The organism is Streptomyces sp. NPDC059668, assembly GCF_042734135.1.
Taxonomy (GTDB): Bacteria; Actinomycetota; Actinomycetes; order Streptomycetales; family Streptomycetaceae; genus Streptomyces.
Window position 1 is genome coordinate 55,594 of sequence record NZ_JBHWEL010000045.1, and the last position, 18,080, is coordinate 73,673.

16 protein-coding genes and 1 pseudogene are annotated in these 18,080 nt (G+C 72.2%); 10 read left to right on the plus strand and 7 right to left on the minus strand.

The window, feature by feature from the left end:
- Positions 1-252: 252 nt before the first annotated feature.
- Together ACFV2J_RS27505 and ACFV2J_RS27510 are read right to left on the minus strand one after the other, a co-directional pair.
- The gene (locus ACFV2J_RS27505) at positions 253-2,640 is read right to left on the minus strand and encodes a Tex family protein (protein WP_385441146.1); all 2,388 of its coding nucleotides are present in this window, start codon (positions 2,638-2,640) and stop codon (positions 253-255) included.
- Between the two features lie 88 nt (positions 2,641-2,728).
- Positions 2,729-3,595, minus strand: a complete 867-nt coding sequence (locus tag ACFV2J_RS27510; protein WP_385093509.1) for a hypothetical protein — start codon at positions 3,593-3,595, stop codon at positions 2,729-2,731.
- Positions 3,596-3,730: 135 nt separating this feature from the next.
- Here ACFV2J_RS27510 and ACFV2J_RS27515 point away from each other — a divergent pair, with 135 nt between their 5' ends.
- Together ACFV2J_RS27515 and ACFV2J_RS27520 are read left to right on the plus strand one after the other, a co-directional pair.
- On the plus strand, positions 3,731-4,684 hold the full coding sequence (locus ACFV2J_RS27515; protein WP_385093512.1) for a GlxA family transcriptional regulator: 954 nt from the start codon (positions 3,731-3,733) through the stop codon (positions 4,682-4,684).
- 18 nt (positions 4,685-4,702) lie between these two features.
- Positions 4,703-5,338 (plus strand): DJ-1/PfpI family protein, encoded by a 636-nt coding sequence (locus ACFV2J_RS27520; RefSeq protein WP_385093515.1) that lies wholly within the window; start codon positions 4,703-4,705, stop codon positions 5,336-5,338.
- On the opposite strand, the gene ACFV2J_RS27525 is transcribed toward ACFV2J_RS27520, so the two are convergent.
- Positions 5,325-6,095 carry an enoyl-CoA hydratase/isomerase family protein gene (locus ACFV2J_RS27525; RefSeq protein WP_385093518.1) on the minus strand — a complete coding sequence of 257 codons (771 nt, stop codon included), beginning with the start codon at positions 6,093-6,095 and terminating at the stop codon, positions 5,325-5,327. The two genes, ACFV2J_RS27520 and ACFV2J_RS27525, sit on opposite strands and share 14 nt — an antisense overlap.
- Before the next feature lie 368 nt (positions 6,096-6,463).
- Here ACFV2J_RS27525 and ACFV2J_RS27530 point away from each other — a divergent pair, with 368 nt between their 5' ends.
- The gene (locus tag ACFV2J_RS27530) at positions 6,464-6,970 is read left to right on the plus strand and encodes an ATP-binding protein (protein ID WP_385093524.1); all 507 of its coding nucleotides are present in this window, start codon (positions 6,464-6,466) and stop codon (positions 6,968-6,970) included.
- Positions 6,971-7,000: 30 nt separating this feature from the next.
- Here the strand turns inward: ACFV2J_RS27530 and idi are convergent, their stop codons facing one another.
- The 4 genes and pseudogenes from idi to galE all read right to left on the minus strand — a co-directional run bounded on the left by idi (position 7,001) and on the right by galE (position 10,988).
- A complete protein-coding gene (gene idi, locus ACFV2J_RS27535) occupies positions 7,001-7,594 on the minus strand; it encodes an isopentenyl-diphosphate Delta-isomerase (RefSeq protein ID WP_385093521.1) in 594 nt (197 codons plus the stop codon).
- Positions 7,595-7,884: 290 nt separating this feature from the next.
- Positions 7,885-8,619: pseudogene (locus tag ACFV2J_RS27540) on the minus strand (class I SAM-dependent methyltransferase); the annotation flags it as partial.
- A gap of 316 nt (positions 8,620-8,935) precedes the next feature.
- The gene (locus ACFV2J_RS27545) at positions 8,936-9,874 is read right to left on the minus strand and encodes a cation diffusion facilitator family transporter (RefSeq protein WP_385092637.1); all 939 of its coding nucleotides are present in this window, start codon (positions 9,872-9,874) and stop codon (positions 8,936-8,938) included.
- Positions 9,875-10,010: 136 nt separating this feature from the next.
- Positions 10,011-10,988 (minus strand): UDP-glucose 4-epimerase GalE, encoded by a 978-nt coding sequence (gene galE / locus ACFV2J_RS27550; RefSeq protein WP_385092641.1) that lies wholly within the window; start codon positions 10,986-10,988, stop codon positions 10,011-10,013.
- Positions 10,989-11,369: 381 nt separating this feature from the next.
- On the opposite strand from galE, the gene ACFV2J_RS27555 reads away from it, so the two are divergent.
- From ACFV2J_RS27555 to ACFV2J_RS27585, 7 genes are all read left to right on the plus strand, one after another.
- On the plus strand, positions 11,370-13,163 hold the full coding sequence (locus tag ACFV2J_RS27555) for a DUF5941 domain-containing protein (RefSeq protein WP_385092662.1): 1,794 nt from the start codon (positions 11,370-11,372) through the stop codon (positions 13,161-13,163).
- Entirely contained in the window at positions 13,160-13,912 is a 753-nt protein-coding gene (locus tag ACFV2J_RS27560; RefSeq protein WP_385092644.1) for a sugar phosphate nucleotidyltransferase, read from the plus strand. The genes ACFV2J_RS27555 and ACFV2J_RS27560 overlap by 4 nt, the downstream gene beginning before the upstream one ends.
- Positions 13,900-14,961, plus strand: a complete 1,062-nt coding sequence (locus tag ACFV2J_RS27565) for an iron-containing alcohol dehydrogenase family protein (protein ID WP_385092647.1) — start codon at positions 13,900-13,902, stop codon at positions 14,959-14,961. Before ACFV2J_RS27560 ends, ACFV2J_RS27565 begins: the two co-directional genes overlap by 13 nt.
- On the plus strand, positions 14,939-15,718 hold the full coding sequence (locus ACFV2J_RS27570; RefSeq protein ID WP_385092650.1) for a CDP-alcohol phosphatidyltransferase family protein: 780 nt from the start codon (positions 14,939-14,941) through the stop codon (positions 15,716-15,718). The genes ACFV2J_RS27565 and ACFV2J_RS27570 overlap by 23 nt, the downstream gene beginning before the upstream one ends.
- A complete protein-coding gene (locus ACFV2J_RS27575) occupies positions 15,715-16,599 on the plus strand; it encodes a glycosyltransferase family 2 protein (RefSeq protein ID WP_385092653.1) in 885 nt (294 codons plus the stop codon). Before ACFV2J_RS27570 ends, ACFV2J_RS27575 begins: the two co-directional genes overlap by 4 nt.
- A gap of 98 nt (positions 16,600-16,697) precedes the next feature.
- The gene (locus tag ACFV2J_RS27580) at positions 16,698-17,627 is read left to right on the plus strand and encodes an ABC transporter permease (RefSeq protein WP_385092656.1); all 930 of its coding nucleotides are present in this window, start codon (positions 16,698-16,700) and stop codon (positions 17,625-17,627) included.
- On the plus strand, positions 17,620-18,080 hold a 461-nt coding region (locus ACFV2J_RS27585; RefSeq protein WP_385092659.1), incomplete at its 3' end, for an ATP-binding cassette domain-containing protein. The genes ACFV2J_RS27580 and ACFV2J_RS27585, both read left to right, overlap by 8 nt.

Below are 18,080 nucleotides of genomic sequence, written 5' to 3' on the forward strand. Positions count from 1 at the left end.
CCGGGTGGCTGCTCGGCTACACGACCCGCCCCGCGTGTCACCGCCGCGCGCGCCCCCCCGCGCGCGCGCCCAGGGTGCGCCCCCCGGACATGATCCAAGAGGTCTCGAACCCCTTGCTCTCCATGACTTCCCAGGTGACGACACGCGAGCCGGCCATGCCATCACTCCAGGAGCAGGGGCTCGGTGGCGCGCCCGGCGCGCCCCTTCCGGGGGCGCCGGGAATCGCGCGACCGGCCACCGTTCACCCGCGGCTCAACGCCGGCCCTTCTTCGGGTCCACCAGCCCGGCGCGCCGCAGCGCGTCGGCCATCGCGCTGTTGGCCGGCGGCGTGGCGGCCTGCCGCGAACCGCCGCTCGCCCCGCCCCGCGGCTGGCGCTGCTGCTGGCGCTGCTGCGGAGGCCGTCCGCCCCGCTGCGGACGCCCGCCCTCAGCCTGCTCGTCCGACGCGGTCGCCTCGTCGTCCAGGCGCAGCGTCAGCGAGATCCGCTTGCGCGGAATGTCGATGTCGAGCACCTTCACCTTGACGATGTCACCCGGCTTCGCGACGTCGCGCGGGTCCTTCACGAACGTCCTGGACATCGCCGAGACGTGCACCAGACCGTCCTGGTGGACGCCGATGTCCACGAAGGCGCCGAAGGCGGCCACGTTCGTGACGACCCCTTCGAGCACCATCCCGGACACCAGGTCGGAGATCTTCTCGACGCCCTCCTTGAAGGTGGCCGTCTTGAACGCGGGCCGCGGGTCGCGGCCCGGCTTCTCCAGCTCCCGCAGGATGTCCGAGACGGTCGGCAGACCGAAGGTCTCGTCCACGAAGTCGGCCGGCCTGAGCGAGCGCAGTACACCGGTGTTGCCGATCAGGGTCGCGACCTCGCTGCCCGCCGTCTTCACCATCCGCCGCACCACCGGGTACGCCTCGGGGTGCACGCTGGACGCGTCCAGCGGGTCGTCGCCGCCCCGGATCCGCAGGAAGCCCGCGCACTGCTCGTAGGCCTTCGGGCCGAGCCGTGCCACCTTCTTCAGGGACGTACGGGAACGGAAGGGGCCGTTGGCGTCGCGGTGCGCCACGATGTTCTCGGCGAGTCCCGAGGTGATGCCGGAGACCCGGGAGAGCAGGGGGGCGGAGGCCGTGTTCACGTCCACGCCCACGCCGTTCACGCAGTCCTCCACGACCGCGTCCAGGGAACGGGAGAGCTTCACCTCGGACAGGTCGTGCTGGTACTGCCCGACACCGATGGACTTCGGGTCGATCTTCACCAGCTCGGCCAGCGGGTCCTGGAGCCGGCGCGCGATGGAGACGGCGCCGCGCAGCGACACGTCCATGTCGGGCAGCTCCTGCGAGGCGAACGCGGACGCGGAGTACACCGACGCCCCCGCCTCGGAGACCATCACCTTGGTGAGCTGCAGCTCGGGGTGCCTGGTGATGAGCTCACCTGCGAGCTTGTCCGTCTCGCGGGACGCCGTGCCGTTGCCGATCGCGATCAGGTCGACCGTGTGCTCCTTGGCGAGGCGGGCGAGCTTGGCGACCGCCTCGTCCCACTTGTTCGCCGGGACGTGCGGGTAGATGACGTCCGTGGCGACGACCTTGCCGGTCGCGTCGACCACCGCGACCTTCACGCCCGTGCGGAAGCCGGGGTCCAGACCCAGCGTCGCGCGCGTGCCGGCCGGAGCGGCCAGCAGCAGGTCCCGCAGGTTCGCCGCGAAGACGTCGACCGCCTCGTCCTCGGCGGCGGTGCGCAGGCGCAGCCGCAGGTCGATGCCGAGGTGCACGAGCAGGCGGGTCCGCCAGGCCCAGCGGACCGTGTCCTTCAGCCACTTGTCGGCCGGCCGGCCGCGGTCGGCGATCCCGAAACGCTGGGCGACGATCCCCTCGTACGACGAAGGGGCCGACGGGGACTCGGCGGGCTCCTCCGGCTCCAGGACGAGGTCGAGGACCTCCTCCTTCTCGCCCCGGAGCATGGCGAGCACGCGGTGCGAGGGCAGCTCCTTGAAAGGCTCGGCGAAGTCGAAGTAGTCGGCGAACTTGGCGCCCGCCTCCTCCTTGCCGTCCCGCACCTTGGCCGCCAGGCGTCCACGCACCCACATGCGCTCCCGCAGCTCGCCGACCAGGTCGGCGTCCTCCGAGAACCGCTCGGTGAGGATCGAGCGGGCGCCGTCGAGCGCCACCTGCGGGTCGGCGACGCCCTTGTCGGCGTCGACGAAGGCCGCCGCCGCGGCGAGGGGGTCGACCGACGGGTCGGCGAGCAGGCCCTCGGCCAGCGGCTCCAGGCCCGCCTCGCGGGCGATCTGCGCCTTCGTGCGCCGCTTCGGCTTGAACGGCAGGTAGATGTCCTCCAGGCGCGCCTTGGTCTCGGCGGCCCGGATGCGGGCCTCGACCTCCTCGGTGAGCTTGCCCTGCTCGCGCACCGAATCGAGGATCGCCGCGCGCCGGTCCTCCAGCTCCCGCAGATAGCGCAGCCGCTCCTCGATGGTGCGCAGCTGCGCATCGTCGAGCATCTCGGTCGCTTCCTTGCGGTAGCGGGCGATGAAGGGCACCGTCGAACCGCCGTCGAGCATGTCGACAGCGGACCTGACCTGCCGTTCCCGTACGCCGAGCTCCTCGGCGATCCTGCCTTCGATGGACCCTACGAGGGGTGTCGTCACGATCCCGTACCGCCTTCTCCACTGAGGTTGCGCGGCAATTGTGGCAGGTGACACCGACAACGGGGGATCAGGGCGCCGATCGGCGCTGTCACTCCTTGCCGGTCATGCCCTCGGGGAAGGCCCCGGCCGCGAGCGCCGTCATCAGCAGTCCCTTCGCGAGTTCGGTGAGGCGCTCCACGCCCGCGGCGCCCAGATGCTCGTACGGGGCCCGGTCCAGCTGATCCGTCCGGACCTCGAGCTCCTGGCGCAACGCGACGCCGGCCTGCGTCAACTCGCCCTCCGCGTCCAGCAGTCCGCGCCCGCGCAGGCGCTCCACCGCCGCCTCCCAGTCGGCACGCGACCAGCCGCGGGTGCCCAGCGCCCACTTCGGGGCCATGCCCTTGCCGGTCGCGGTGTGGCTCACCAGCGCCTCGACCGGGTCGAGTTCCGCCGCGAGCAGCACCGCGAGGTGGCCGTCGCCGCGGTGCTCGCGCAGCAGCGTGGCGCCGTGCCAGAGCGCGAGGTGCGGCGCGTCGGGGACGGGCAGGTCCGCGTGCGCGGCGTAGAGCGGGCGCGCGGTCCTGGTGCAGGCCTCCGCGGCCCGCAGGGCCAGCTCGGCCGCCTCGGCCATCTCCTTGGAGGCGAGCACGTCCTCGCCGAGCAGCCGCCGCAGCGTCGCGTCGACGGCACGGGCGCGTGCCGCCAGCACGGTCTCGGGGGAGGCCTTCTCCCACACCCCGGGCACGTGCCGGGCCACCAGTTCGTGGCGGAAGTTGTAGAAGGTCGCCGTCACCGTGCCCGGGCCCACCGGTCCCATGGCCGCGGCCCGCACCGCGAAGTACGCGCCCCGGCTGTCGTCGATGCCGACCGCGGCGAGCTCGCGGCCCAGGTCCGGCGAGAAGTAGTGGGTCGAGTGCAGCGGGTTGAGGACGTTGTGGCAGCGCCGTCCGGCGCGCTCGGGCAGAGGAGTGGTCATGCCCGAAGGTTACCGACTGGTCAGTACGCGGGGAACGGGTGGGCGCGGCGACCTGCGCGGCGGAGGCCGGGAATGGCAGGAAAGGTGGGTTGCCCGTCCTTGCGGCCGTCGTCGGCCCCGTCAAGAATCGAGAACATGCGAACGGTCCTGGTCGTCCTCTTCGACGGGGTGCAGAGCCTCGACGTCACGGGTCCCGCGGAGGTCTTCGCGGGCGCCGAGACCTGCCGGGCCGGCTCGTACCGCGTCCGCACCGCCTCCCTGGACGGCGCACCGGTCCGTACCTCCAGCGGCCTGGCCCTCGTCCCCGACGGCACCCTGGCCGCAGCGCCCGACCCGCACACCCTGCTCGTCCCGGGCGGCAGTGGCACCCGGCGCCCGGACCCCCGGCTCACCGACTGGCTGCGGGCGCACGGTCCGCGCGCCGACCGTCTGGTCTCCGTCTGCACCGGCGCCCTCCTGCTCGCCCGGGCGGGCCTGCTCGACGGCCGCCGCGCGACCACCCACTGGGCGTACTGCGACACGCTCGCCCGCGACCACCCGGCCGTCCAGGTCGACCCCGACCCCATCTACGTACGCGACGGCCGGGTGTCCACCTCCGCGGGCGTGACCTCCGGGATCGACCTCGCCCTCGCGCTCGTCGAGGAGGACCTCGGCCGCGGGACCGCGCTCACCGTCGCCCGTCATCTGGTCGTCTTCCTGCGGCGCCCGGGCAACCAGGCTCAGTTCAGCGCGCAGCTCGCCGCGCAGACGGCCCGGCGCGAACCCCTGCGCGAGGTCCAGCAGTGGATCACCGAACACCCCGGCGAGGACCTCTCCGTCGAGTCGCTCGCCGCCCGCGCCCGGCTCTCGCCCCGCCACTTCGCGCGGGCCTTCCGGTCCGAGACGGGCGTCACGCCGGGCCGGTACGTCGACCGGGTCCGCCTCGAACAGGCCCGGCGGCTGCTGGAGGACACCGCCGACGGCGTCGAGGAGATATCCCGCGCCTGCGGCTACGGCACGCCGGAGGCCATGCGCCGCGCCTTCCTCCGGACGCTCGGCGCGGCCCCGGCCGAGTACCGGCGCCGCTTCCGCCCCGCATCCACGCACTGAACCGGGAAAGGACCCCCGATGCAGATCGCCATCGTCCTCTACGACCGCTTCACCGCCCTGGACGCGGTGGGCCCCTACGAGACCCTCGGCCGGCTGCCCGGCGCCGAGACCGTCTTCGTCGCCGAGCGCACCGGCCCGGTCCGCAACGAGACCGGCAACCTGGCGCTCACCGCCGACCGTGCCCTGGACCAGGTACGGGCCCCCGACATCGTCGTGGTCCCCGGCGGCCCCGGACAGACCCCGCAGATGGAGAACCGGGTCCTCCTGGACTGGCTGCGCGCCGCGGACGCCACGAGCACGTGGACCACCTCCGTGTGCACCGGGTCGCTGCTCCTGGCCGCGGCCGGGCTCCTCGACGGCCGGCGGGCCACCTCGCACTGGCTGGCCCTCGACACCCTCAAGGGGTTCGGTGCCGAGCCGACGGGGGAGCGGGTGGTCTTCGACGGGAAGTACGTGACGGCGGCCGGCGTCTCGTCCGGCATCGATATGGGGCTCCATCTGCTCGGCCGGATCGCGGGCGACGAACACGCCCAGGCCGTGCAGCTGCTGACGGAGTACGACCCGCAGCCGCCCTACGACGCGGGGTCCCCGGGGAAGGCGCCCGCGCATCTGGTGGAGGAGCTCCGCGGGAAGAGCCGGTTCATCCTCGGGTAGCCGGGCCGGAATCCGGCGTGGTCCAGGTGAACCGTGGCGGGCGGCGCTCCAGGAAGGCGGCGACGCCCTCCGCGGTGTCGCCGCTGCCGCGTGCCTGCGCCGCCCAGTGGGCGTCCCGGTCGGTCCGTCCGTTCGCGAACTCCTTGGCGGACGCCTGCGTCAGCAGCGACCGCGCCGCCAGTACCCGGGTGAACTCCGCGACCCGCTTGTCGAGTTCGTCCCCCGGCAGCACCTCGTCCACCAGGCCCGTGCGCAGCGCGCGGCCGGCGTCGATCAACTCGCCGGAGAACAGCAGGTACTTGGCGGTCGCCGGTCCCACGAGCGACACCAGACGCCGGGTCGCCGAGGCCGGGTAGACGATCCCCAGCTTCGCCGGGGTCACCCCGAACAGCGCACCGGCCTCCGCGAACCGCAGGTCGCAGGCCGCCGCGAGCTGCGCGCCGCCGCCGACGCAGTACCCGCGGACGGCCGCGAGCGTCGGCTTGGGGAAGGCGGCGAGCGCGTCCTCGGCCCGCACGGCGAGGCCCTGTGCCTCGTCCGAGGAGCCCCGCAGGGTCGAGATGTCGGCCCCCGCGCAGAAGGTGGGGCCCTCCCCGGTCAGCACCAGCGCGCGGACGGCGGGGTCGGCGGCCAGCCCGTCGAGCAGGGGTGGCAGCGCCCGCCACATCCCGGCCGTCATGGCGTTGCGCTTGGCCGGGTGGTGGATGACGACGGTGGCGATGCCGTCCCCGACGCTGTGCAGCAGCTGCGGCTCCATACGCGGGATGCTATCCGGCCCCCTCGAACGCGCGATCAGCGAGGGCGGGCGCGTCCGGGGCCGTCGGCCCCGGCGGACACCGGTTGCCCCGGCGGACACCGGATGCGCCGGGAGACACCGGATGCGCCGAGAGACCGCGGGAGACACCGAGGGACGCCGAGTGACGCCGACGGCAAACCCGTACAACCCGAATAGTTCTCGAAGTGGGCACAAAGAAGGCAGGAGCGGTCGTCCGGTCGACCATGTCATGCGTCAGCGATCAGTAAGCGTCGATAATCGCTGACTTCTGTTCAGTCATCGGGTCCGGACCAGCGTGTTCCCACACTCGACGTGTGGTGACAATCGAGCGCAAGGGTGGCGACCGGACGATGGAGAACCACGGGCGGGGGTTCGACTCCCGTCCCGAAGGCGGCGGGGACGTGCCTCCCGATCAAAGACCGCCGGGTCCGATGCCGTACGAGGGGGTGTGGCGGTTCACCGCTCCCGCCGTCGACGCCTCGGTGCCGCAGGCGCGACACGCCGTTCGTGACCTGCTCTCGCGGCAAGGGGTGCCCGCCTCGGACGACCTCCTCCAGGGACTGCTGCTGATCGTCTCCGAACTGGTCACGAACGCCGTCCGGCACGCGGCGCTGCTGTCCCCGACGCTCGCCGTGGAGGTGGCCGTCGGTGCCGAGTGGGTGCGTGTCTCCGTGGAGGACAACCACCCCTACCGCCCGACGGCCCTGGAGGCGGACCACGGCCAGACCGGCGGGCGCGGGCTGCTGCTCGTGCGGGAGGTCACCAGGGAGTCGGGCGGGGTGTGCGACGTCGAGCACACGGCGAGCGGCGGCAAGGTGATCTGGGCGGCCCTGCCGCTCACGCCGAGCGTCGTGTAGATCCCGCCGGGAAGCGTGACCGCGGGTCCGTCACCAGCCGGCGGCCGGGCCCGTCAGCTCCCTGACCGCGGGACGGGCCGCGTCCAGGACGGTCATGAACCACGAGGAGAAGGGGTCCTTCTCGTGCCGCTCGGTGAGCTCGGCGGCGGTCACGAAGGCCGTGTCGCCGACCTCCTCCGCGTCGGGCCGCAGCGACGCCTGCACCATGCCGACGAAGAGGTGGTTGTACTCCTGCTCCACCAGGCCCGACTCCGGGTCCGGGTGGTTGTAGCGGACCGTGCCCGCCTCCGCGAGCAGCGAGGGGGAGACCCCGAGCTCCTCGTACGTCCGGCGGGCGGCCGCCGCGAAAGGGGCCTCGCCGGGGTAGGGGTGGCCGCAGCAGGTGTTGGACCACACACCGGGCGAGTGGTACTTGCCCAGGGCGCGCTGCTGGAGCAGCAGGCGTCCGCGCTCGTCGAAGAGGAAGACGGAGAAGGCCCGGTGCAGCTGTCCGGGCGGCTGATGGGCAGCGAGCTTCTCCGCCGTGCCGATCGTATTGCCGTCCTCGTCGACCAGTTCGAGCAAGATCGCTTCAACGGTGCCGTTCGACGAACTGTGCGTCGCGGTGGCAGGTGTGATCGGCATACCCATCCTTCGCATCGGTCTTCGAGTCCCAAGTCTGCCGTACGAAACCGGCACTCCCGGCACTTCGCGGCTCCCCGCATGTCCCGCCCCGGACTCCCGGGGCGGGACACACGGCCGGACGGCGTCAGGTGCCGGAAGTGGCCGGACACCTGATCGTGCCCGGTGCCGCGGACGAGGAATCGTCCAGGACAGGGGCCGACAGATGTTCGCCTCGCACCCCCCGCCCGGTCCCCGTCGGGGGCGGTTCCGGTGCCGGCGAGGCCGGTCCGGGGTCAGGCGTCGTCGGCCACCGGGCGCAGGACATGGCCGACGTAGCCGTACTCCCGTCCGTGCGCCCGGCGCAGGGCGATCTCCGCGCGGGCGTCGGCGACGGCCGCGGCCATGCCCGGCCGGCCGAGGTCGGCCGCGTCCGCGTGGGCGGCGAGGGGCCCGTAGTACTCGTCCCAGTCGGAGTCCGGCAGGAGCACCGTGCCCAGCACCTGGTACCCGGCGTCGCGTGCCGCCCGGGTGTCCTCCGCGGTCGTGCGCAGGAGCCCCTCCCAGAAGGCACGGGCCCTGTCGGACGGCATCTCGACCGTCCAAGCGCAGTGCGTGAGCACCAGCGTGCCACCGGGGGCGAGCAGCCGCCGCCAGTCGCGCAGGGCGGTGTCGAAGCCGATCAGGTAGGCCGAGCCCTCGGCCCAGAGGAGATCGAACGAGCCGTCCGGGCAGGGGAGTTCACCCATGTCCGCGCGCACGGTGTTGACGGACCCGGAGAGGGAGCGGGCCTCGGCGGCCGTCCGCAGTTCGTCGAGGAACGGTTCGTGCAGGTCGACGGCGGTCACCCGCGCGCCGGCCTCGGCGGCGAGCAGCAGCGCGGACCGGCCGGGCCCGCAGCCCAGGTCGAGCACGCGCGGGCGCCGCGGCAGCGGACCGGCGAGCGAGAGCAGGTGCCGGGTGGTGGCGTCGGAGCCGGGGCCCTGCCGGGGCAGTTTGTGGTGCAGGGCGAAGAAGGCCTCGCGGGAGGCGTCGTGGTCGGACAGCATGAGCAGCCTTCGGATGCGGGGTCCGGGCCGCCGCGCACGCCGTACGGCGTGGGTCAGCCGTGGACCCGGAGGACGGGGACACGTCTGTCGCCGCGCACGGCGGCGTCGAACGTGGCAGTCATCGACCCACCTCCTCCTCGGACCGCCGTCACGCTAGCACCGGGCCGCGTGGCCCCGCACTCCTCTTTTTTGCCCGCCCGCCCGGCCCGCCCCGCCCGCCCGGCCCGCCCGGCCCGCCCGGCCCGCCCGGCCCGCCCGGCCCGCCCGGCCCGCCCGGCCGGCCGGTGACGGACCGTTCCCCGGCCCGCGCGCCCGCTCAGTGACAGAGCATCGCCTCGTGCCGCGCGTGTCCGCTCGGCTCCAGCTGGAAGGTGCAGTGTTCCAGGTCGAAGTGGTGGCCCAGGCGGCCCCGGAGCTCCAGGAGCACCTTCTCGTGCCGGCCGGCGTCCAGCACGTCCGCGGCGACGACCACATGGGCGGACAGGACCGGCATGCCGGAGGTGATGGTCCAGGCGTGCAGGTCGTGGACGCCCTCGACGCCGGGCACGGCCACGATGTGGGCGCGTACCTCCGCCATGTCGACATGCCGGGGCGCCGCCTCCAGGAGCACGTTGAGCGTCTCCCGGAGCAGCTTGCAGGTGCGCGGGACGATCATGACCCCGATGAGGATCGAGGCGATCGGGTCGGCGGCCTGCCATCCGGTGGTCATGATCACCGCCGCGGAGACGACGACGGCCACCGAACCCAGCGCGTCCGCCGCCACCTCCAGGAAGGCGGCGCGCACGTTCAGGCTGTCCCGGCGGCCGCGCATCAGCAGCGCGAGCGAGACCGTGTTCGCGGCCAGGCCGAACAGAGCGATGACGACGGTCGGGCCGCCCGCGGTCCCGGCGGGCGTCACGAAGCGCTGGACCGCCTCGTACAGAACATAGCCCCCGACCCCGAGCAGCAGCAGACAGTTGGCGAGTGCGGCGAGGATCTCGGCCCGCGCGTACCCGAAGGTGCGGTTGTGGCCGGCCGGGCGGTTGGCGAAGTGGATCGCGAGCAGGGCCATGCCCAGGCCCAGCGCGTCCGTCGCCATGTGCGCCGCGTCCGCGACGAGCGCGAGCGAGTCGGCCAGCACACCGCCGGTGATCTCGACCGCCGTCACGGCCAGCGTGATCGACAGCGCCATCCGCAGTCTCCCGCGGTACGCGGCCGCCGCCGTGCCGGTCGTGGGTGCGTCGTGCGCGTGCCCGTGATCGTGCCCAGCCCCCATGGAAGCCGCCTCCCGTCCGCCGCCCGGAAGAACAGTGAACTACGGGTGGGGGTATCGGGCCAAGGCCGCACTGAACACCGTTGTCATCTGCTCTGACCTGCGTGAACGAGACGCAGGTCAGAGCAGGTGAAGATCGTTAATCCTGTGTCCGGGGGTGATGAAGGCGCCATCCGTCCCACGCCGAGGCGACCATCTCGCGCACCCCGCGCCGCGCGCTCCAGCCCAGTTCCCGGGCGGCCAGCCCGGCCGACGCGACGGCGCGCGGGGCGTCACCGGGACGGCGCGGTTCGACGACCGGCTCCCGGGTGTCACCGCTGACCTCCGCGACGAGCGTGAGCAGCTCACGTACCGAGACGCCCTCGCCGCGGCCGATGTTCACGGTCAGATCGCCCGTCGCGCCGGCCGCCAGCCGGCGGGCCGCCGCGAGGTGCGCCTCGGCGAGGTCGGCGACATGGATGTAGTCCCGGACACAGGTGCCGTCCGGCGTCGGATAGTCGCCACCGAAGATCCGCGGGGCCTCACCACGGGTGAGACGGTCGAAGACCATCGGGATCACGTTGAACACCCCGGTGTCGGCGAGTTCCGGCGTGGCCGCGCCCGCCACGTTGAAGTAGCGCAGGCACACCGTCGCCATGCCGTGCGCCCGGCCCGTCGCGCGCACCAGCCACTCCCCGGCGAGCTTCGTCTCGCCGTAGGGGCTCATCGGCGCGCACGGGGTGTCCTCCGTGATGAGGTCCACGTCCGGATTGCCGTAGACGGCCGCGGACGAGGAGAAGAGGAACCGCCGCACGCCCGCCCCGGCCGCCGCCTCCAGGAGCGTCGCGAGACCGCCCACGTTCTCCTGGTAGTAGCGCGTGGGCTGTTCCACGGACTCACCGACCTGCTTGCGCGCCGCGAGATGCACCACACCCGTCACCGCGTGCTCCGCGAGGACCCGCTTGAGCAGGTCACCGTCCAGGGACGAACCGTGTACCAGGGGGATGCTCTCCGGGAGCCGCCGCGCCACCCCGGCCGAGAGGTCGTCCAGGGCGACGACGCGCTCTCCGGCCTCCGCCATCGCCCGCGCCACGTGTGCCCCGATGTATCCGGCCCCGCCTGTGATCAGCCATGTCATGGACGACCACCCTATGCCGGGCCCGGCACCGCGTCCGTCCTGCCATGTTCCGGACCGGTGCGCCGGTTCGGGTACGCAATGCCGCCAATGGTCCGGTCTGGGGTCGTGGTTTGTCGCGCGGACCCCGGATCACCGATGATGATCGCGACGGAGGCGGTCGTGCAGACCAGGTTGATCGGACCGTGAACGGGTGGTGAACACCCGCTTCCCATCATCCGATAGCCTCTGCCGACATGCCGCCCAGCGGCCGCGGGCGCTGTCGGCGCTCTCCCGCCCGCCCTCGGGGCGGACCCGCGGGAGGGCGAGGAAAGGGCCCGGCCCGGGCCGTCCCACCACGCACATGCCGGCGCGAGGCCGCCCGGCACTCAGGGAGTGAGTTCGCTGTCGACCGCCATCCTCACCGGCCAGCCGGTCCCCGGATCGTCGCTCGAGGGCGATCTGCGGTCACTCGGGTTCGACGTGCGCTCCGCCGCCGAAGCCGGTGACGCCGAGGCCCTGCTGGCCGCCGTACCGGCGGGTGAGCGGGTCGCCGTGGTCGACGCCCGCTTCGTCGGACATCCGCACGCCCTGCGCCTCGGCCTCACCGACCCCCGGTTCCCGGCCTCCGCGGTGCCCGGCGCCGTGTCCGTGCAGCCCGAGGCCCGGCGGGCGCTGACCCGCGCCATGGCCCGCGAGAGCTCCGCGTCCGGCGGCCTCGCCGTCGCGACCGACAACCTCGCCGAGCGCCTCACCGCGGCCCTCGACGCGGACGGCGTCGCCGTGTACCGCCCCGAACTGGGCTCACTGGTGGCCGCCGTCCCCAGCGACCCGCAGGAGCGCAACGAGATCCGGCAGGCCGTCTCCGCCGTGGACGACGAGGCCGTGCGCCTGCGCAGCGCGGTGAAGGCCCGCGACGGCTTCTTCACCACCTACTGCATCAGCCCGTACTCCCGCTACATCGCCCGCTGGTGCGCCCGCCGCGGCCTGACCCCGAACCAGGTCACCACCGCCTCCCTGCTGACCGCCCTGATCGCCGCGGGCTGCGCCGCCACCGGCACCCGCGCCGGGTTCGTCGCGGCCGGCCTGCTGCTCCTCTTCTCCTTCGTCCTGGACTGCACCGACGGGCAGCTGGCCCGCTACTCCCTCCAGTACTCGACGCTCGGCGCCTGGCTGGACGCGACCTTCGACCGCGCCAAGGAGTACGCCTACTACGCGGGCCTCGCCCTCGGCGCGGCCCGCGGCGGCGACGACGTGTGGGCGCTCGCCCTGGGCGCGATGATCCTCCAGACCTGCCGGCACGTCGTCGACTTCTCCTTCAACGAGGCGAACCACGACGCCACCGCCAACACCAGCCCCACCGCCGCCCTCTCCGGCAAGCTCGACAGTGTCGGCTGGACGGTCTGGGTGCGCCGGATGATAGTTCTGCCCATCGGCGAACGATGGGCGATGATCGCCGTCCTCACGGCACTGACCACCCCCCGCATCACCTTCTACGCGCTGCTCGCCGGCTGCGCCTTCGCGGCGACGTACACCACGGCGGGCCGGGTGCTGCGCTCGCTGACCCGCAAGGCCCGGCGCACCGACCGGGCGGCGCAGGCGCTGGCCGACCTCGCGGACAGCGGACCGCTCGTCGAACTGCTCGTCCGCCTCGCCCGCGGTACCGCCCGGCACACGGCACCCGTCAGCGCCCTCCTCGGCGCCTTCCTCCTGGTCGCCTCGGCGGTGCTGTGGGGCTCCGGCTGGCAGACCGTCGTGTTCGCCGTCGTCTACACGCTCATGTCCGCCCTCGCCGTCCTGCGCCCCCTCAAGGGAGCCCTCGACTGGCTGGTCCCCCCGCTCTTCCGCGCCGCCGAATACCTCACCGTTCTGGTACTGGCAGCCAAAGCCGACGTGAACGGAGCACTTCCCGCGGCTTTCGGCCTGGTGGCCGCGGTCGCCTACCATCACTACGACACGGTGTACCGCATCCGCGGCAACGCGGGCGCGCCGCCGCGCTGGCTGGTGCGGGCGACCGGGGGCCACGAAGGCAGGACGTTGCTGGTCACCGTCCTGGCCGCGGTGCTCACCGCCGCACAGTTCCAGGTCGCGCTCACGGTGCTCGCCGTGGCCGTGGCCGTGCTGGTGCTCGTCGAGAGCATCCGCTTCTGGGCGTCCTCCGGGGCGCCCGCCGTACACGATGAAGGAGAACCCGCATGATCGGCCTCGTGCTGGCGGCCGGCGCCGGACGGCGTCTGCGCCCCTACACCGACAGCCTCCCCAAGGCTCTCGTGCCGGTTGGTCCCGCGGGCATAGAGGACAGCATCACGGTCCTGGACCTGACCCTCGGCAACTTCGCCGAGATCGGTCTGACCGAGGTCGGCATCATCGTCGGCTACCGCAAGGAGGCCGTCTACGACCGCAAGGCGGCCCTGGAGGAGAAGTACGGCCTCAGGATCACCCTCATCGACAACGACAAGGCCGAGGAGTGGAACAACGCCTACTCCCTGTGGTGCGGCCGTGACGCCCTCACGGACGGTGTGATCCTCGCCAACGGCGACACCGTGCACCCGGTCTCCGTCGAGCGGACGCTGCTCGCCGCCCGCGGCGAGGGCAAGCGGATCATCCTCGCCCTCGACACGGTCAAGAAGCTCGCCGACGAGGAGATGAAGGTCGTCGTGGACCCCGACAAGGGTGTCCGGAAGATCACCAAGCTCATGGAGCCGGCGGAGGCCTCCGGCGAGTACATCGGCGTCACCCTTATTGAGGGCGAGGCGGCGGCCGACCTCGCCGACGCGCTGAAGACGGTGTGGGAGACGGACCCGCAGCAGTTCTACGAGCACGGTTACCAGGAGCTCGTCAACCGCGGTTTCCGGATCGACGTGGCACCGATCGGCGACGTCAAGTGGGTCGAGATCGACAACCACGACGACCTCGCCAAGGGACGTGAGATCGCGTGCCAGTACTGACGAGGCTCATCCCCTCGCCGGTCGTCGTCGACATCCGTCCGGGTGCCCTGGACGACCTGGCGAGCGTCCTCTCCGACGAGCGGATCTCCCACTCGGGCAAGCTGGCCGTCGCGGTCAGCGGCGGCTCGGGAGCCGGGCTGCGCGAGCGGCTCGCCCCGGCCCTGCCCGGCGCCACCTGGTACGAGGTCGGCGGCGGCACCCTCGACGACGCGATCCGGCTGGCCAGCGCCATAAAGGCGGGCCACTACGACGCGGTCGTGGGTCTGGGCGGCGGCAAGATCATCGACTGTGCGAAGTTCGCCGCCGCGCGGGTCGGTCTGCCCCTGGTCGCCGTGCCGACGAACCTCGCCCACGACGGCCTGTGCTCCCCGGTCGCGACGCTCGACAACGACGCGGGCCGCGGGTCCTACGGTGTGCCGAACCCGATCGCGGTGGTCATCGACCTCGACGTGATCCGCGAGGCCCCCGTGCGCTTCGTCCGGGCCGGCATCGGCGACGCCGTCTCCAACATCTCCGCGATCGCGGACTGGGAGCTGGCCAACCGCGTCAACGGTGAGAAGATCGACGGCCTGGCCGCCGCGATGGCACGGCAGGCCGGCGAGGCCGTGCTGCGTCACCCCGGCGGCATCGGGGACAACGACTTCCTCCAGGTGCTCGCCGAGGCCCTGGTCCTCAGCGGTATCGCCATGTCGGTCTCGGGCGACTCACGCCCCTCGTCGGGCGCCTGCCACGAGATCAACCACGCCTTCGACCTCCTCTTCCCCAAGCGCGCCGCGAGCCACGGCGAGCAGTGCGGCCTGGGGGCGGCCTTCGCGATGTACCTGCGGGGGGCGCACGAGGAGTCGGTGTACATGGCCGAGGTGCTGCACCGCCACGGGCTGCCGGTGCTGCCCGAGGAGATCGGCTTCACGGTGGACGAGTTCGTCCAGGTCGTGGAGTTCGCCCCGCAGACCCGGCCAGGCCGCTACACGATCCTCGAACACCTCGACCTGAAAACCCACCAGATCAAGGACATCTACTCCGACTATGCCAAGGCCATCAGTAGCTGAACTCCGCCCCGTCGTTCATCCCGCAGGGGTGAAGGACCGGCGCAGCGGTGAGCACTGGGCGGGACGCCTGTACATGCGAGAGATCTCGCTGCGCTGCGACCGCTACCTGGTGAACACCAGGATCACGCCCAACCAGCTCACGTACCTGATGACCGTCTGCGGCGTGCTCGCGGCCCCGGCCCTGCTGGTGCCGGGGATCGCGGGCGCGGTGCTCGGCGTGGTCGCGGTCCAGCTGTACCTGCTGCTGGACTGCGTCGACGGCGAGATCGCGCGCTGGAAGAAGCAGTACTCGCTCGGCGGGGTCTACCTGGACCGCGTCGGCGCCTATCTGACCGACGCGGCCGTCCTCGTCGGCCTCGGGCTGCGCGCCGCCGACCTGTGGGGCAGCGGGCGCGTCGACTGGCTGTGGGCCTTCCTCGGCACCCTCGCCGCCCTCGGCGCGATCCTGGTCAAGGCCGAGACCGACCTCGTCGGTGTCGCCCGCCACCAGGGCGGACTGCCACCGGTCAAGGAGTCCGCGTCCGAGCCCCGCTCCTCCGGCATGGCCTTCGCGCGCCGGGCCGCCGGCGCGCTCAAGTTCCACCGGCTGATCCTCGGCATCGAGGCGTCCCTGCTGATCCTGGTCCTGGCGATCGCCGACCAGGTCAGGGGGGACCTGTTCTTCACCCGGCTCGGCACCGCCGTGCTCGCGGGCATCGCGCTCGTGCAGACGCTGCTGCACCTCGTGTCCATCCTGGCCTCCAGCAGGCTGAAGTGAGCGCGGGCATGAAGGTCGGCGCGGTCATCATCACCATGGGCAACCGTCCCGACGAGCTCCGGGCCCTGCTGGACTCCGTGGCCAAGCAGGACGGTGACCGGGTCGAGGTGGTCGTGGTGGGCAACGGCTCGCCCGTCCCGGACGTCCCGGCGGGCATACGCACCGTCGAGCTGCCCGAGAACCTCGGCATACCCGGCGGCCGCAACGTCGGTATCGAGGCCTTCGGACCCGGCGGCGCCGACGTCGACATCCTGCTCTTCCTCGACGACGACGGGCTCCTCGCCACCCACGACACCGCCGAGCTGTGCCGCCGCGCCTTCGCCTCCGACCCGGAGCTCGGCATCATCAGCTTCCGCATCGCCGACCCGGAGACCGGCGAGACGCAGCGCCGCCACGTGCCGCGGCTGCGCGCCTCCGACCCGATGCGCTCCTCCCGCGTCACCACCTTCCTCGGCGGCGCCAACGCGGTCCGTACGAAGGTCTTCGGCGAGGTCGGGGGACTTCCGGACGAGTTCTTCTACGCCCATGAGGAAACCGACCTGGCGTGGCGCGCGCTCGACGCGGGCTGGATGATCGACTACCGGTCCGACATGGTGCTGAACCACCCGACGACGGCGCCCTCGCGGCACGCGGTCTACCACCGCATGGTGGCCCGCAACCGTGTCTGGCTCGCCCGCCGGAACCTCCCCGCACCGCTCGTCCCCGTCTATCTGGGCGTGTGGATGCTCCTGACCCTGGCCCGCCGCCCGTCCGGACCCGCGCTGAAGGCCTGGTTCGGCGGCTTCAAGGAGGGCTGGACCAGCTCGTGCGGACGGAGGCGTCCCATGAAGTGGCGTACGGTGTGGCGCCTGAGCAGACTGGGCCGGCCTCCCGTCATCTGACAAGCTCGTTCCTGAGAGCGCGTGGTCCCCACCCCGGTCCCGTGCCCATGACCCCGCCCGAACCGGCCGTGCGCATCCGAAGACGAAAGTTTCCCCTTGTGAGTGACACAACGCAGGACGGAGTGGTCGCGGTGAGCGACCGCCCGTCGCCCGATGACGGGCTCTCCGCCGCCGAACTGGCCGGAAAGTACGGGCTCGCGGTCAGCGGTGCCCGGCCCGGCCTCGTCGAGTACGTGCGTCAGCTGTGGGGGCGGCGGCACTTCATCCTCGCCTTCTCCCAGGCGAAACTGACCGCTCAGTACAGCCAGGCCAAGCTCGGCCAGCTGTGGCAGGTGGCGACGCCGCTGCTGAACGCCGCCGTCTACTACTTCATCTTCGGTCTGATCCTCAAGGCCAGCCGGGGCATGTCGCACGACACGTACATCCCCTTCCTGGTGACCGGTGTCTTCGTCTTCACCTTCACCCAGAGCTCGATCATGGCCGGCGTCCGCGCGATCTCGGGCAACCTCGGGCTGGTGCGCGCGCTGCACTTCCCGCGCGCCTCACTGCCCATCTCCTTCGCGCTCCAGCAGCTCCAGCAGCTGCTGTTCTCGATGCTCGTGCTGTTCGTCGTGGCGATCGCGTTCGGCAGCTACCCCGGACTGTCCTGGCTGCTGATCGTGCCGGTGCTGGTGCTCCAGTTCCTCTTCAACACCGGCCTGGCCCTCATCGTGGCCCGGCTGGGCGCGAAGACCCCGGACCTCGCCCAGCTGATGCCGTTCATACTGCGCACCTGGATGTACACCTCGGGTGTCATGTTCTCCATCAGCAACATGCTCGTCGGCCGCCCGGAATGGGTCATCCGCGCGCTCCAGGTGAACCCGGCCGCGATCTACATGGACCTGATGCGCTACGCGCTCATCGACGGCTACGGCGCCTCCCACCTGCCGCCGCACGTCTGGGCGATCGCCACCTTCTGGGCGGTCCTCCTGGCCGCGGGCGGGTTCGTGTACTTCTGGAAGGCGGAAGAGAGGTACGGCCGTGGCTGACCAGGTGTCCCACATCCCCACCGTCATCGCGGACGAGCTGCACATCGTCTACCGCGTGAACGGCGCCAAGACCGGCAAGGGCAGCGCCACCTCCGCGCTCAGCCGCATCCTCAAGCGCGGCGAGGAACGGGGCGTGCGCAAGGTGCACGCCGTCAAGGGCGTCTCCTTCACCGCCTACCGCGGTGAGGCCATCGGTCTGATCGGCTCCAACGGCTCCGGCAAGTCCACGCTCCTGCGGGCCATCGCCGGCCTGCTGCCCGCCGAGAAGGGCAAGGTCTACACCGACGGCCAGCCCTCCCTGCTCGGCGTGAACGCCGCCCTGATGAACGACCTGACGGGCGAGCGGAACGTCATCCTGGGCGGCCTCGCGATGGGCATGTCCCGTGAGCAGATCAAGGAGCGCTACCAGGAGATCGTCGACTTCTCGGGCATCAACGAGAAGGGCGACTTCAT